General features: G+C 69.4%; 16 protein-coding genes and 1 pseudogene. 13 read left to right on the forward strand and 4 right to left on the reverse strand.

Annotated features, from left to right (window positions below; all coding sequences use genetic code 11):
• Nucleotide 1 precedes the first annotated feature (1 nt).
• Nucleotides 2-643, forward strand: a complete 642-nt coding sequence (locus tag HBH26_RS05550) for a hypothetical protein (protein WP_168133622.1) — start codon at nt 2-4, stop codon at nt 641-643.
• A gap of 4 nt (nt 644-647) precedes the next feature.
• Here HBH26_RS05550 and HBH26_RS05555 read toward each other — a convergent pair whose 3' ends face one another.
• From HBH26_RS05555 to HBH26_RS05565, 3 genes are all read right to left on the reverse strand, one after another.
• Nucleotides 648-797, reverse strand: a complete 150-nt coding sequence (locus tag HBH26_RS05555; RefSeq protein ID WP_168133623.1) for a hypothetical protein — start codon at nt 795-797, stop codon at nt 648-650.
• A 227-nt stretch (nt 798-1,024) separates the two neighbouring features.
• Entirely contained in the window at nt 1,025-2,965 is a 1,941-nt protein-coding gene (gene acs, locus HBH26_RS05560; RefSeq protein ID WP_168133624.1) for an acetate--CoA ligase, read from the reverse strand.
• A gap of 84 nt (nt 2,966-3,049) precedes the next feature.
• Nucleotides 3,050-3,742, reverse strand: a complete 693-nt coding sequence (locus tag HBH26_RS05565) for a TetR/AcrR family transcriptional regulator (protein ID WP_168133625.1) — start codon at nt 3,740-3,742, stop codon at nt 3,050-3,052.
• A 71-nt stretch (nt 3,743-3,813) separates the two neighbouring features.
• On the opposite strand from HBH26_RS05565, the gene HBH26_RS05570 reads away from it, so the two are divergent.
• Together HBH26_RS05570 and HBH26_RS05575 are read left to right on the forward strand one after the other, a co-directional pair.
• A complete protein-coding gene (locus tag HBH26_RS05570) occupies nt 3,814-4,221 on the forward strand; it encodes a hypothetical protein (protein ID WP_168133626.1) in 408 nt (135 codons plus the stop codon).
• Nucleotides 4,222-4,240: 19 nt separating this feature from the next.
• Nucleotides 4,241-5,188 (forward strand): CE1 family esterase, encoded by a 948-nt coding sequence (locus HBH26_RS05575; protein WP_168133627.1) that lies wholly within the window; start codon nt 4,241-4,243, stop codon nt 5,186-5,188.
• A 9-nt stretch (nt 5,189-5,197) separates the two neighbouring features.
• Here HBH26_RS05575 and HBH26_RS05580 read toward each other — a convergent pair whose 3' ends face one another.
• Nucleotides 5,198-6,583, reverse strand: a complete 1,386-nt coding sequence (locus tag HBH26_RS05580; protein WP_168133914.1) for a short-chain fatty acyl-CoA regulator family protein — start codon at nt 6,581-6,583, stop codon at nt 5,198-5,200.
• Between the two features lie 114 nt (nt 6,584-6,697).
• On the opposite strand from HBH26_RS05580, the gene HBH26_RS05585 reads away from it, so the two are divergent.
• The 10 genes and pseudogenes from HBH26_RS05585 (at nt 6,698) to HBH26_RS05630 (ending at nt 14,288) form a co-directional block, all read left to right on the forward strand.
• Nucleotides 6,698-8,224, forward strand: coding sequence for an acyl-CoA carboxylase subunit beta (locus HBH26_RS05585; protein ID WP_168133628.1), 1,527 nt, complete (start codon nt 6,698-6,700; stop codon nt 8,222-8,224).
• Nucleotides 8,225-8,268: 44 nt separating this feature from the next.
• The gene (locus tag HBH26_RS05590; protein ID WP_168133629.1) at nt 8,269-8,550 is read left to right on the forward strand and encodes a hypothetical protein; all 282 of its coding nucleotides are present in this window, start codon (nt 8,269-8,271) and stop codon (nt 8,548-8,550) included.
• Complete coding sequence (locus HBH26_RS05595; RefSeq protein WP_168133630.1) at nt 8,547-8,759, forward strand: hypothetical protein; 213 nt, start codon at nt 8,547-8,549, stop codon at nt 8,757-8,759. The genes HBH26_RS05590 and HBH26_RS05595 overlap by 4 nt, the downstream gene beginning before the upstream one ends.
• On the forward strand, nt 8,756-9,175 hold the full coding sequence (mce, locus tag HBH26_RS05600) for a methylmalonyl-CoA epimerase (protein WP_168133631.1): 420 nt from the start codon (nt 8,756-8,758) through the stop codon (nt 9,173-9,175). The genes HBH26_RS05595 and mce overlap by 4 nt, the downstream gene beginning before the upstream one ends.
• 92 nt (nt 9,176-9,267) lie before the next feature.
• Nucleotides 9,268-10,056: an enoyl-CoA hydratase-related protein gene (locus HBH26_RS05605; protein WP_168133632.1), complete on the forward strand. Its 789-nt coding sequence runs from the start codon at nt 9,268-9,270 to the stop codon at nt 10,054-10,056.
• 87 nt (nt 10,057-10,143) lie between these two features.
• Nucleotides 10,144-12,357, forward strand: a complete 2,214-nt coding sequence (scpA, locus tag HBH26_RS05610; protein WP_168133633.1) for a methylmalonyl-CoA mutase — start codon at nt 10,144-10,146, stop codon at nt 12,355-12,357.
• Between the two features lie 92 nt (nt 12,358-12,449).
• Nucleotides 12,450-12,806, forward strand: coding sequence for a lysozyme inhibitor LprI family protein (locus HBH26_RS05615; protein ID WP_168133634.1), 357 nt, complete (start codon nt 12,450-12,452; stop codon nt 12,804-12,806).
• Nucleotides 12,743-13,810, forward strand: a complete 1,068-nt coding sequence (gene bioB / locus HBH26_RS05620; RefSeq protein WP_168133635.1) for a biotin synthase BioB — start codon at nt 12,743-12,745, stop codon at nt 13,808-13,810. Before HBH26_RS05615 ends, bioB begins: the two co-directional genes overlap by 64 nt.
• A gap of 87 nt (nt 13,811-13,897) precedes the next feature.
• Nucleotides 13,898-14,044 (forward strand): annotated as a pseudogene (locus HBH26_RS20615) (DUF4160 domain-containing protein); the annotation flags it as partial.
• Nucleotides 14,028-14,288, forward strand: a complete 261-nt coding sequence (locus tag HBH26_RS05630) for a DUF2442 domain-containing protein (RefSeq protein ID WP_168133636.1) — start codon at nt 14,028-14,030, stop codon at nt 14,286-14,288. The pseudogene HBH26_RS20615 and the gene HBH26_RS05630, both read left to right, overlap by 17 nt.
• Nucleotides 14,289-14,304 lie beyond the last annotated feature (16 nt).

The raw sequence follows: 14,304 nt of genomic DNA on the forward strand, positions 1-14,304 counted from the left end.
CGTGGGCGACGGCCCCGCACCCCGCCCGCCGGCCGATCCTTTCGGCGACGGACTGCTGCTGCGGCGCGTCGCGCGCTGGCTGCCCTTCGCGCTGGCGGGACATTTGCTGGTCGGTGTGCCGACGCTGCTGATCTCGCTGGTGGTGGCCTATGGCACCTACGTCCAGGCGCAGGCGACGCAGCGGATGCAGCAGGCGGCGGCGTGGCCGTTCGTCGCCTACGATACCAGCAACTACACGGACGACGGGCGGCACCGGATCAACTTCACCCTCGTCAACAACGGCGTCGGACCGGCGCTGCTGGGACCGGTGGAGCTGCGCTATCGCGGACGCGTGATCCGGTCGCCCGTCGAGTTTCTGGCGGCCTGCTGCGGCTATCGCCGGGGCGATGCGATCCAGTTGGGCACCGCCCCGCCCAGCGACGTGGCGCTGCGTCCGGGGGAGCGGATCGCCTTTCTTGAACTGGCGGACGTCCCGGCCAACGCGCGCATGATCGCGGCGATCGAGCGAGAGCGCTGGAAGCTGGACGTGCGGTCCTGCTATTGCTCGATCTTCGAGGAATGCTGGACCATCCGCGGCGTGCAGGCCAAGCCGGTGCCCGTCGCGGCCTGCCCCACCGACTGGGTCCGCTATCGCGAGCGCTGATCCGTCAGGCGGTGAGCGGCAGGTAGGGCGAGCAGCGACGGCGTCGCTCCACGCCGGTGGGCGTCAGCACCAGGAAGCCGAGCTGCTCGCGCACGAGACCCAATTCCTTCAGCCGCGACACCGAGCCGCGATCGCAGGCGGCCGGCAGGATCATGCGCGATCCTGCGCTGCGTGCCGACCATAGGAGATCCGCGACCTCGTCGGTCGCCCTGACGTTGTGACCCATTCCACCCCCTGTACGGGTGAGCGGCTCCCCGGCGCCGCCATGCTTGCCACGGTTCCCCAACCGCTGCCCGCGAGTTGGGTCCGATCCGCGACGATTCGTCAATACCCCACGCAGGTTAAGGCATCCTTTTGAGACTTGTCGGGGCATTCCGCCGGTCAACCGACGCGATGGGCGACCAGATCGTCCACCACGCTGGGGTCGGCGAGGGTCGACGTGTCGCCCAGCGTGCCCGTGTCGCCCTCCGCGATCTTGCGAAGAATGCGCCGCATGATCTTGCCGGAGCGCGTCTTCGGCAGTCCCGGCGCGAACTGGATCGCGTCGGGCGTGGCGATCGGCCCGATCTCCTTTCTCACCCACGCCTTCAGCGTCGCCGCCAGCTCGTCCGACGCGGTCTCGCCCGAGTTGAGCGTGACATAGGCGTAGATGCCCTGGCCCTTCACCTCGTGCGGCATCCCCACCACCGCCGCCTCCGCAACCGCGGGGTGCAGCACCAGCGCGCTCTCCACTTCCGCGGTGCCCATGCGGTGCCCGCTGACGTTGATGACGTCGTCGACGCGGCCCGTGATCCAGTAATAGCCGTCCTCGTCCCGGCGGCAGCCGTCGCCGGTGAAATACTTGCCGCGGTAGGTGGTGAAGTACGTTTGGAAGAAGCGGTCGTGGTCGCCGTAGACGGTGCGCATCTGCCCCGGCCAGCTGTGCGTGATGACCAGGTTGCCGCTCGTCGCGCCCTCCAGCACCGTGCCGTTCTCGTCCAGCAGCTGCGGGCGGACGCCGGGCAGGGGCGTCGTCGCGGAGCCGGGCTTCAGCGCGGTGGCGCCGGGCAGCGGGGCGATCAGCGCGCCGCCGGTCTCCGTCTGCCACCAGGTGTCGACGATCGGGCAGCGTCCCTCGCCGACCACCTCGTGGTACCAGCGCCACGCCTCCGGGTTGATCGGCTCGCCCACCGTGCCGAGCAGTTGCAGCGACGAGCGGTCGGTCATCCGCACCGGGGCGTCGCCCTCCTTCATCAGCGCGCGCAACGCGGTGGGTGCGGTGAACAGCGTGTGGACGCGGTGCCGGTCCACCACCTGCCAGATGCGGCCGGCGTCGGGCCAGTTGGGCAGCCCCTCGTACATCAGCGTCGTCGCACCGTTCGCCAGCGGACCGTAGACGATGTACGTATGCCCGGTGACCCAGCCGATGTCGGCGGCGCACCACCACATGTCGCCGGGCCGGTAGTCGAAGACCAGGTCGTGCGTGTAGCTGGCGTAGAGCAGATAGCCGCCGGTGGTGTGCAGCACGCCCTTGGGCTTGCCGGTCGAACCGGAAGTGTAGAGGATGAACAGCGGGTCCTCCGCATTCATCGGTTCGGGCGCGCAATCCGCGTCCACCTGCGCCGCGGCGTCGTGATACCACACGTCGCGCTCGCCCATCGCCACGTCGGCACCGGTCGCCTTCACCACGATTACCCGCTCGAGGCCGGGCGTGCTTTTCGCCGCTTCGTCGACGCAGGCCTTCAGCGGTACGCGCCTGCCGCCGCGCCGGCCCTCGTCCGCGGTGACCACCAGCTTGCTGTCGCAATCGGCGATGCGCCCGGCGAGCGCGTCGGCGGAGAAGCCGCCGAACACCACCGAGTGAACCGCACCGATCCGCGCGCAGGCGAGCAGCGCGAACGCCGCCTCGGGAATCATCGGCAGGTAGATGGTGACGCGGTCGCCCTTCGCCACGCCCTGCGCCTTCAGCACGTTCGCGAAGCGGCACACCTCCGCGTGCAGCTGTCGATAGGTGAAGCGGCGCGGCTCCTCGCCCGGCGCGTCCGGCTCCCACACGATCGCCGCCTGGTCGCCGCGCTCGGTCAGGTGGCGGTCGATGCAATTGACGCTGGCGTTCAGCGTGCCGTCGGAGAACCAGCGGATGCGGAAGTCCGCCTGCTCGAACGACCAGTCGCCCGCCTCAGTCGGTGCCGCGATCCAGTCCAGCCGCCCGGCCTGCTCCAGCCAGAAGGCGTCGGGCTCCGCCACGCTGCGCGCGTAGAGCGCGTCGTAGCCGGCGGCATCGACCTTCGCCTTCGCGGCCCATTCGGCGGGGACGGGATAGCGGTCGGCGGGTTCGGACATGGCGCGCGCTCCTTGATCGCGGCGTGATGCCCCGCGCGAGCGGAGGTGACAAGGGAGCCGGGCGGCGCGGAAGGCGACGTGCGATCAGGCGGAGCGCGTCAGCGCGTGGAGCAACGGCTCGCCGAAGACCGCCATCAGCTCGCCCGGGCGGATCGCGTCCGGCTCGACGTGGTGCTGGCCAAGATTGCCGTCGTAGATCGCGAACAGCAGGCGGGCGAGCCGGCCGTCGTCGAACCGCGGCACGCGCCCGTGGCGTTGCAGGATCGTGTGTAGCGCGTCCGTCAGCGTCGCCAGGAACGCGGCGCGATGCGCGGCGAGCAGAGGAGCGACGCTCGGCTGGCGCACGGCGTACAGGGTGAATTCGGCCTGGAGCAGGAACCAGTTCCGGTCGATCGGATCGGCGCGCATGATCTCCGCGAAGAAATCCGCCATCGTGCCGCCGGCCGCGTCCACCCGCACCACGATCTCCCCCAGCCGCTCGCGCAGGCGCTGCACCATCCGGTCGTAGAGCGCGAGGAACAGGTCCTCCTTCGAACGGAAGCTGGAATGGAAGGCGCCGCGCGTCAGGCCGGCGCGCCCGCAGATGTCGTCGATCGACGCACCATGGAAGCCGCGCTCCGCGAAGGCCTCGGCGGCGCCGTCCAGCACCCGCGCGATGGTGTCCGTGCGGGTAGGGCGGGTGCGCTGGCGACGGTTCATGCCCGCCTTCTTCCACGCCGCAACCGCCGCTTCAACCGTGCCGCCGGAAAGTCGATACGAAGCGGTATTGTGTGCCATGTCCGATCGTGACATGGTGCCGGCAAGGCGAACGTCCGAAGATGCGGACGTCGCCGCATGGGAGAGATGCGATGACCGGCGTTCCGCACGGCCAGCTGCCGCGCGCCCGCTTGATGGCCCTGCTCGCCGGCATCGCGGCCGCGTCGGCCGGCTGCGACCGGCCGGCCGCCGATCCGCCCGCGGGCGTGACGGTGGTGCGCGGCGACCCCGGTCCGTCCCCCGTGCAGACCGCGCCGGCTGCGGCGCCGGAGCGGGCCGCTCCGACACCACGCCTGCAGGATGCCGCCACGCCGCGCTTCGCCCCGCGGGCCGACCTGCTCGCGGAGATCGCGGAGGACGGCACGTTGCGTCCGCTGCCCGCGCAGATGACCCAGCCCCGCTCCGCCGCCACGCAGCCGCATCGCGCGTCGTGGGAGGCGGAACTGCGCGGACGACGGCTGGAGGACACGGCGACGGCTGCGGACGGCGAGCAACGATAACGACGAGGAGGAGAGGACCATGGCGCGAAGGTTTGGGCGGAGACACGCGGGGCGGCGCTGGATCACGGCGGCCGCGGTGCCGGTCGCGGCGGGCATGGCGCTGGCGATGTCGGTGCCGGTCGCGGCCCAGGCACCCGCCCCCACCGCGGCATCCACCGCGAAAAGCGGCGCCGCGCCGTGCCGGACGACGTGCCTGACCCCGGGGGACCACCAGCTGACGCTGGATTTTCGCGGCACGAAGCGGACTTACCTGGTTCATGTGCCGCGCGACTATACCGGCGCCACGCCGGTGCCGCTGCTGATCGACATGCACGGCTGGGGCTCCAATCCGGGCGAGCAGCGGTTCGTGTCGGGGCAGTTCCAGCAATCCGACCAGCGCGGCTTCATCGCGGTGTGGCCGCAGGGCCAGGACAATAGCTGGAACGGCTTCAACTGCTGCGGCAAGTCGATGGAGAACAACGTCGACGACGTCGGTTTCCTGCGCGCGCTGGTGGATACGATGAAGGGGCAGGCCAATATCGCGGGCGATCGCGTCTATGCCAGCGGCCTGTCCAACGGCTGGTCGATGGCGATGCGCGCGGCGTGCGATGCCGCCGACGTGTTCCGCGCCGCGGCGGGGGCGTCGCAGATGCTGAACCAGCCCGAACGGTGCCGCCCCTCGCGGCCGATCGGCATCACGTCCTTCCACGGTCTGCTCGATCTGCTGGCGCCCTACGGCGGCAACCCGCTGCTGGGCTTTCAAAGCGCTCGAACCAGCTTCGCGTCCTGGGCGACGATCAACCGCTGCACCGGCGCGCCGGTGCGCGGCCAGCTGAGCGGGCTGTCGCGCACGGAGACGTTCATCCATTGCGCCGGCAAGGCGCGGGTGGGGCTGGTGACGGTCGGGGCGGGTGGGCACATCACCTACCTGAACCTCGACGGGGTCAACATCGCCGGATACATCTGGGACGTGGCGTTCGCGCACTGAGCACAAGCGTCACAACACGCGATAGGGCACCACGCGCCTGATGTCCGGATCCACCGCGATGGTGCGGTCGCTGGGCGGAAAGGCGCGCTGGTCGCAGTCGGCGCGGGGGCACAGGCGGCAGGAAATGCCGATCGGCGTCGGCGCCCCCGCGCCGCTCGCGCCGCGGTCGATCGCGTCGGCGTAGACGAAGTCGGCGGCGTGGATCGCCTCGCACCCCAGCACCACGGCGTAGCGGCGCGCCAGCCGGTCGAACCGGCCGGACGGCTTCACCAGCCCCTTCGCCATCGAGACGTAGCGCGCGCCGTCCGGCGTCTCCGCGTGCTGGACGAGGATGCGGTCCGCGTTCGCCACCGCCTCGTGCACGTGCCACAGCGGGCAGGCGCCGCCGAACCGGGCGAAGCGCAGCCGCGTCGCCGAGTGGCGCTTGGTGATGTTGCCCGCCATGTCGACGCGGCAGAAATAGAAGGGCACGCCTTCCTCGCCCGGCCGCTGGAGCGTGGAGAGGCGGTGGCAGCATTGTTCGAAGCTGACGCCGAAGCGGCGCGACAGGCGGTCGATGTCGTGGCGCATCGCGCGCGCCGCGGCGCGGAAATCGGCATAGGGCATCAGCAGCGCGCCCGCCGCATAATTGGCGAGCCCGATGGCGAGCAGCCGTCGCGCCTCCTCCCCCGGCAGTTCGGCGGCGGCGGTGATCGCGGCGATCTCGCGCGCGAAGGCGGTGGCGGCGAGGCGGTGCGCGGCGAGGAAGCGGCGCGTCTCCGCCGGGGCGGCGGCGTTGAGCGTCAGCAGCCCGGCCTCAAAACGGGCGAGCGGCGCGTCCTCGCGCGGGTCGAGCGCGACGGCGATGCCGCGGGCGGCGAGCGCGTCCTCCACGCTCCGCCCTCCCGCCTCGCCGTCGTGGCACAGCCGCTCCGCCGCGCGATCGAGCACGTCGACGTAATTGCCCGCTTCGTGGAACCAGTCGCGCACCGCTTCCCACGGCAGCCGCGCGCCCGCGCCGGCGGTGAACGCCTCTTCGGCGAGCGCCAGCCGCTCCTCCGCCGCGCGGCGCGCGGCGTGGAGCGCGACCAGGCGGTCGGCAAGATCGGGATGTTCCTCCGCCAGTCGCGACGCCTCTTCCGGCGCGACCGGGGGAAGCGTGGGATCGGCCAGCGCGTCCGCCAGCGCGGCGAGGCGGCGGGCGGGCGCCTCGCCCTCGATCGCGGCGAGCACCTGCGGATAGTGGCGCGCCAGCGCCGCGCCGACGGCGGGGGTGAGCGGGCGCTCGTCGGTCTCCAGCTGCGAAAGGTAGCTGACCGACAGGCCCAGCCGTGCCGCCATGGCGCGCTGGTTCAGCCCCGCGGCGCGTCGCAGGTCGCGCAGGGAGCGGCCGGCGTAGAGGCGTGGCTTCACGATCTATCCTTTTTCGGCAAGAGTAGTTCGCAAATCCTGCCTTCGCAAGTTCGCAACTTCGCATTTGCCCCCGGCGCGGGCGCGCGGCAGGAAGGGGCGTCCACGCAGGAGAGATGCATGTCCTCGACGATCGCCGAACTGGAGAGGAAGCGCGAGGCGGCGCGGGTGGGCGGCGGGCAGAAGCGGATCAACGCGCAGCACGCCAAGGGCAAGCTGACGGCGCGCGAGCGGCTGGACGTGCTGCTGGACGAGGGCAGTTTCGAAGAGCTCGACATGTACGTCGAGCACAATTGCGTCGATTTCGGCATGCCGGACCAGGTGATCCCCGGCGACGGCGTGGTGACGGGGTCGGGCACGATCAACGGCCGGCTCGTCTTCGTCTTCTCGCAGGACTTCACCGTTTTCGGTGGCAGCCTGTCGGAGCGGCACGCGCAGAAGATCTGCAAGATCATGGACATGGCGATGAAGGTCGGCGCACCCGTGATCGGCCTGAACGATTCGGGCGGCGCGCGCATCCAGGAAGGCGTCGCCTCGCTCGGCGGCTATGCCGAGGTGTTCCAGCGCAACGTGCTGGCATCGGGCGTGGTGCCGCAGCTCAGCCTCATCATGGGGCCATGCGCGGGCGGGGCGGTGTACTCGCCGGCGATGACCGACTTCATCTTCATGGTGAAGGATTCCAGCTACATGTTCGTCACCGGGCCCGACGTGGTGAAGACGGTGACGAACGAGGTCGTCACGCAGGAGGCGCTGGGCGGCGCCGTCACGCACACGACGAAGACCAGCGTCGCCGACGTCGCGTTCGAGGACGATATCGAGGCGCTGCTGGCGGCGCGCGACTTCATCGACTTCCTGCCGCTGTCCAATCGCGAGGCGGTGCCCGAGCGACCGACCGACGACCCGTGGGACCGCGCGGACGAGAGCCTCGACACGCTGATCCCGGCGAGCGCGAACCAGCCGTACGACATGCACGAGCTGATCCGGAAGGTGGTGGACGAGGGCGACTTCTTCGAAGTGCAGCCGGCGCACGCGGGCAACATCATCATCGGCTTCGGCCGGGTGGAGGGGCGCACCGTGGGCGTGGTTGCCAATCAGCCGATGGTGCTGGCCGGCGTGCTCGACATCAACTCGTCGAAGAAGGCGGCGCGTTTCGTGCGCTTCTGCGACGCCTTCGACATCCCGATCCTGACGTTCGTGGACGTTCCCGGCTTCCTGCCCGGCACCGCGCAGGAGCATAACGGCATCATCAAGCACGGCGCGAAGCTCTTGTTCGCCTATGCCGAGGCGACCGTGCCGAAGATCACCGTCATCACGCGCAAGGCCTATGGCGGCGCGTATGACGTGATGGCGTCCAAACACCTGCGCGGCGACCTCAACTACGCCTGGCCGACCGCGGAGATCGCCGTGATGGGCGCGAAGGGCGCGGTGGAGATCATCTTTCGCGGGCTGAACGAGGAAGGGATCGCGGAGAAGACCGCCGAATACGAGGCACGTTTCGCCAACCCCTTCGTCGCGGCGTCGAAAGGCTTCGTCGACGAGGTGATCCTGCCCCATTCCACCCGCCGCCGCGTGGCGCTGGGCCTGCGAAAGCTGAAGGGCAAGGCGCTGGAGAACCCGTGGAAGAAGCATGACAACATCCCGTTGTGAGCGGCCGACCTGCACATTATAAGGTGATGTGAAGGAGAAGCCCGATGCAGACCGAACGCGTGACGTTCCTGACCACAGCCGAACACAAGGCGGCGCTGGATGCCTTTGCGCGGGGAAGCGGCATGTCGGTGGGCCATGTCGTTCGCGAGGCGACCAGCCGGTACATGGCGGAGGGCGACGTCAGCGAAGAGGAGGAGCTCTCGTTGCTGGTGGACGAACTGAATGTCGCCGTGCCGAAAATGATCGAAGACATCGACGCGGCGATCAGCGCGATCAACGAGGCGAATGCCCATGTCGACGCCGTTCTCGCGGGCGAGGAACGATGAGCTCACTTGCCGACACCATCAAGGCGGTCCGAACGGTGCTGTTGCTCCAGGATAAGCTCGCCGAACTTACCAGGACGGTCGAGCATCAGGGCGCGCGGCTCTCGCAACTGGCGAATGCCCATTCGGACCTGCGCGATCGCGTCAGCCGGCTCGAAGGCGTCATCGAGGGCGCGGCGATGGCGGCGCGGCAGCGGAGGATCGAGGAATGAAGCTGGGTCGCCTGAACCACGTCGGCGTCGCCACGCCGTCGATCGCGGCGTCGGTCGAGACCTATCGCACGTTGCTCGGCGCCGATGCGATCGGCGCGCCGTTCGATCTGCCGGCGCAGGGGGTGAAGGTGTGCTTCGTCAATGCGCCCAATACGCAGATCGAGCTGATCGAGCCGTATGACGAAACCTCGCCGATCGCCGGTTTCCTCAAGAAGAACCCGGCGGGTGGGCAGCATCACGTCTGTTTCGAGGTGCCGGACATCCACGCCGCGGTCGCGCACCTGACGGCGAACGGCGCGACGGTGCTGGGGAGCCCGCGGATCGGCGCGCACGGGACGCCGATCGTCTTCGTGCACCCGAAGGATTTCGGCGGGATGCTGGTGGAATTGATGGAAGAGCCGAAGGGCGCTCACTGATCTGCACCCCATTCGTGTCGAGCGTAGTCGAGACACGGTCGGACAGGCTTCTCGACTTCGCTCGAAGCGAACGGGACTGGAGGAGGATGACGATGGCCGATTACGAGACGATCCTGACCGAGCGGAAGGGCGATGTGCTCGTCGTCACGCTGAACCGTCCCGAGCGACTGAACGCCGCCTCGTTGCAGATGGCGGACGACCTTTCGGTCGCGCTGTACGACTTGCAGGGCGCGCGCGCCTTGCTCATCACCGGGGCGGGACGCGCGTTCTGCTCGGGCGCGGACCTTCAGGCGCGCGGCGCCGACAGCGCGGTGAAGGGGGGCGACGCCAGCCATCGCGCGCTGATGAACCACTACAATCCCGCGCTCTCGCAGATCATGCGGCTGAACGTCCCCGTCGTCACCGCGGTCAACGGACCGGCGGCGGGCGTCGGCTGCTCGATCGGGTTGAGCGGCGACTTCGTCTTCGCCGGGCGCTCGGCCTATTTCCTCCAGGCGTTCGTCAACATCGGTCTGGTGCCGGACGGCGGCTCCACCTGGCTGCTGACCAGGGCGATCGGCAAGGCGCGCGCGACACGCATGATGATGCTGGGCGAGCGGATCGGCGCGGAGCAGGCCGAGGACTGGGGCCTGATCCACAAGGCGGTCGACGACGACCGGCTGATGGACGAGGCACTGGCGCTGGCGACCCGGCTGGCGGCGGGGCCGACGGTCGCGCTGGCGACCATGCGCCGCAACATCATGACCGCGCTCGACGGCACGTTCGACGAGGTGCTGCGCGCCGAGGCGGAGGGCCAGCGCATCGCCGGCGGCACGCAGGACGCGCGGGAAGGGGGGCTGAGCTTCCTTCAGAAGCGCAAGCCCGAATTCAAGGGCCAGTAAACGCCCCTTCGTGCCGAGCGACGTCGAAGCACAGGCGCGTGGCGTTCGACTTCGCTCAGCACGAACGGCTTTTTGGTATGTAGGACCATGACCCAACCCACGATCGAGACCAACACCGGCGAGGACAGCGGCGCGGCGCCCAGAGCGGGCGCGGCACCCGCAGCGGGCGCGCCCTCGCTGGAGGCGTGGGCGAAGGCGGCGGACAAGGAGGTGAAGGGCAGGGACCTCACCTGGGCCACGCCGGAGGGGATCGACGTGAAGCCGCTCTACACCGCGGCGGACGTGGACGGCTGGGAGCCGGGGCTGCCCGGCTTCGCCCCCTTCGCACGCGGGGTGCGCGCGTCGATGTACGCGGGGCGCCCGTGGACGATCCGGCAGTACGCGGGCTTCTCCACCGCGGAGGAGTCGAACGCCTTCTACCGCCGGAACCTGGCCGCCGGGCAGAAGGGGCTCTCCGTCGCCTTCGATCTCGCCACCCACCGCGGGTACGACAGCGACCATCCGCGCGTCACCGGCGATGTCGGCAAGGCCGGCGTGGCGATCGACAGTGTCGAGGACATGAAGATCCTGTTCGACGGCATCCCGCTGGACCAGATGTCGGTCAGCATGACGATGAACGGCGCGGTCATCCCCATCCTCGCCTTCTTCATCGTCGCCGGCGAGGAGCAGGGCGTCTCGCGCGAGAAGCTGGACGGCACCATTCAGAACGACATTCTGAAGGAGTTCATGGTCCGCAACACGTACATCTACCCGCCCGAACCGTCGATGCGGATCATCAGCGACATCTTCGCTTATACCTCGGCGGAAATGCCGAAGTTCAACAGTATCTCCATCTCCGGCTACCACATGCAGGAGGCCGGGGCGACGCAGGTGCAGGAGCTGGCCTTCACCATCGCCGACGGCATGGAATATGTGAAATACGGCGTCGCCAGCGGGCTGGATATCGACAAGTTCGCGGGGCGCCTGTCGTTCTTCTTCGCGATCGGCATGAACTTCTTCATGGAGGTGGCGAAGCTGCGCGCCGCGCGCGTGCTGTGGCACCGCGTCATGACGCAACTGGGTGCGAAGGACGAGCGGTCGAAGATGCTGCGCACGCATTGCCAGACCAGCGGCGTGTCGCTGACCGAGCAGGACCCGTACAACAACGTCGTGCGTACCACGATCGAGGCGATGGCGGCGATGCTGGGGGGCACGCAGAGCCTGCACACCAATGCGCTGGACGAGGCGATCGCGCTGCCCACCGATTTCTCCGCCCGTATCGCGCGCAACACGCAGCTGGTGATCCAGGAGGAGACCGGCATGTGCAACGTCGTCGATCCGCTGGGCGGCAGCTATTACGTCGAGGCGCTGACGAAGCGGCTGGTGGACGAGGCCTGGGCGATCATCGAACGGGTGGAGCGCGAGGGCGGCATGGCCAAGGCGGTCGCGGCGGGCTGGCCCAAGGCGATGATCGAGGAAGCCTCCGCCGCGCGCGCCGCCCGGGTGGACCGGGGCGAGGACGTGATCGTCGGCGTCAACAAGTACCGGAAGGACAACGAGGATCCGATCGAGATCCTCGACGTCGACAACCACGCCGTGCGCGAGGCGCAGATCCGCCGCATCCAGCGAGTGAAGGCGGGGAGGGACGAGGACGCCTGCCAGATGGCGCTGGCCGCACTGCGCGACGGGGCGGCGGGCAAGGAGAACCTGCTGGCGCTGGCCGTCGAGTGCGCCCGCGCGCGCGCGACGCTGGGCGAGATCAGCGCGGCGATGGAGGTCGCCTTCGATCGCTACGGCACGCAGCCGACGCCGGTGAAGGGCATCTACGGCGGGGCGTATCGCGAGGATGCGCGCTGGGCGCGATTGCTGCGCGGCGTGGAGGCGGTGGAGCGGCGGCTGGGTCGCCGCCCGCGGATGTTCGTCGCGAAGATGGGACAGGACGGGCACGATCGGGGGGCGAACCTGGTCAGCTCGATGTTCGGCGACCTGGGCTTCGAGGTGGTGCCGGGACCGCTGTTCCAGACGCCGAAGGAGGCGAGCGAGCTGGCGCTGGACAGGCAAGTCGACGTGGTCGGCGCCTCCAGCCTGGCCGCCGGGCACAAGACGCTGATCCCCGAGCTGATCGGCCACCTGCGCGACGCCGGGCGGCCGGATATCAAGGTGGTCGCGGGCGGGGTGATCCCGGCGCAGGACTATCAGGCGCTGTTCGACGCGGGCGTGCAGGCGATCTTCGGCCCCGGCACGAACCTCATCAAGGCGGCGGAGGATGTGCTGCGGCTGCTGGGCCACAACATGCCGCCCGAAGAGGAGGAGGCGGCGTGATGCGTCCCCACTTCCGTCACGCCGGGCCTGTACCGGCATCCCGGGCCGCGAGCGCCGGCGTTCCTGGCTCTGGATGCCGGCACAAGGCCGGCATGACGTCACTGGCACTGGCCCTCCTCCTCGCCAATCCCGCCGCGGCGCAGACGCAGGCGCAGATGAATGCCGATGCCGGCGCGGCGTGGAAGCGCGCGGATGCGACGATGACGGCGCAGTGGAAGCGCACCTACGCGCGGATGAAGGGGCGCGAGAGGACCGGGGACGGCTTCGCCTATGCCGCCGCGCTGCTGAACGCGCAGCGCGCGTGGCTGAAGTTCCGCGACGCGCATTGCCTGATCGCGGCGGCGGAGTTCCACGGCGGGTCGCTTCAGCCGATGGCGCGGGCGCAATGCCTGGCCGCGATCACCGACGAACGCACGAGACAATTGAAGGGATTGATGTGGCAGCGTTGAACACGGACGGCACCAGGAACGACTGGACGCGGGCGGAGATCGCTGCGCTGTTCGACCTGCCGTTCACCGACCTCGTCTTCCGCGCCGCCGAGGTCCACCGCGCGCATCATGCGGCGGGCGAAGTGCAATTGTGCACGCTTCTCTCCATCAAGACCGGCGGCTGTCCGGAGGATTGCGGCTATTGCTCGCAATCCGTTTCGGCCGACAGCGGCGTCAAGGCGACGAAGCTGATGGACGTGCGCGCGGTGCTGCAATCCGCGGCGCAGGCCAAGGATGCCGGATCGCAGCGCTTCTGCATGGGCGCGGCGTGGCGCAATCCCAAGGACCGCGACCTGCCCGCCATCGTCGAGATGGTGAAGGGCGTGCGCGCGATGGGGATGGAGACGTGCATGACGCTGGGGATGCTCCAGCCGCACCAGGCGCGTGCCCTCGCCGAAGCGGGGCTCGACTATTACAACCACAACATCGACACCTCGCCCGAGCGCTACGGCGAGGTCATCACCACGCGCACCTTCGGCGAGCGGCTGGAGACGCTGGAGCACGTGCGCGCCGCGGGCATCAACGTGTGCTGCGGCGGGATCGTCGGCATGGGCGAGACGCGGGAGGATCGCGTCGGCTTCGTCCACGCGCTGGCCACGCTGCCGCGGCATCCGGAGAGCGTGCCGGTCAACGCGCTGGTGCCGGTGAAGGGTACGGTGCTGGGCGACATGCTGGCCGACACGCCGCTGGCGAAGATCGACGACATCGAGTTCGTGCGGACGGTGGCGGTGGCGCGGATCACGATGCCGCTGTCGATGGTGCGCCTGTCCGCGGGGCGCGAGAGCATGAGCGAGGCGACGCAGGCCCTGTGCTTCCTCGCCGGCGCGAACTCGATCTTCACCGGCGACAAGCTGCTGACTGCCGGCAACCGCGGCGACGACGCCGACGCGGCATTGCTCGCGAAGCTGGGCGTGGTGGCGATGCGCGGCGAGGAACCGATGCGGGCGTGCGAGGCGGCGGAATAATGCCGACGGTGCTGCGGATCGGCCCGTTTTCGCTTCTACTTCTACAGCCACGAGCCGAACGAGCCGCCGCACGTCCACGTCGATCGTGGCGAGGCGACGATCAAGATCTGGCTCGACGTGGTGGAGGTCGCGAAAAGCCGCGGGTCCCGGGCGCACGAGATCAATGGCATCCTCGACTTGGTCGCGGGACATCGCGAGACGCTGCTGGAGGCGTGGCATGAACATTTCGGCTAGGATCACCGACGAGCGCGTTCTCGACGTGCGCTTCGACGAGGCGAGCGTGATCGTCGACCTGATGGATGGACGGACCATCTCGGCACCGCTCGCCTGGTATCCGCGTCTGCTGAGAGCGACGCCCGACCAGCGTTCGCGTTGGGAGAAGGCGGGTGCGGGTTTCGGCATCCACTGGCCGGATGTGGAAGAGGACCTCAGCACCGAGGGCCTCCTGCGCGGCGCACCCGCACCGCACGCTGCCTGAAGCGACGAGGGAAAAG

Source organism: Sphingomonas corticis, from assembly GCF_012035195.1.
Taxonomy (GTDB): Bacteria; Pseudomonadota; Alphaproteobacteria; order Sphingomonadales; family Sphingomonadaceae; genus Sphingomonas; species Sphingomonas corticis.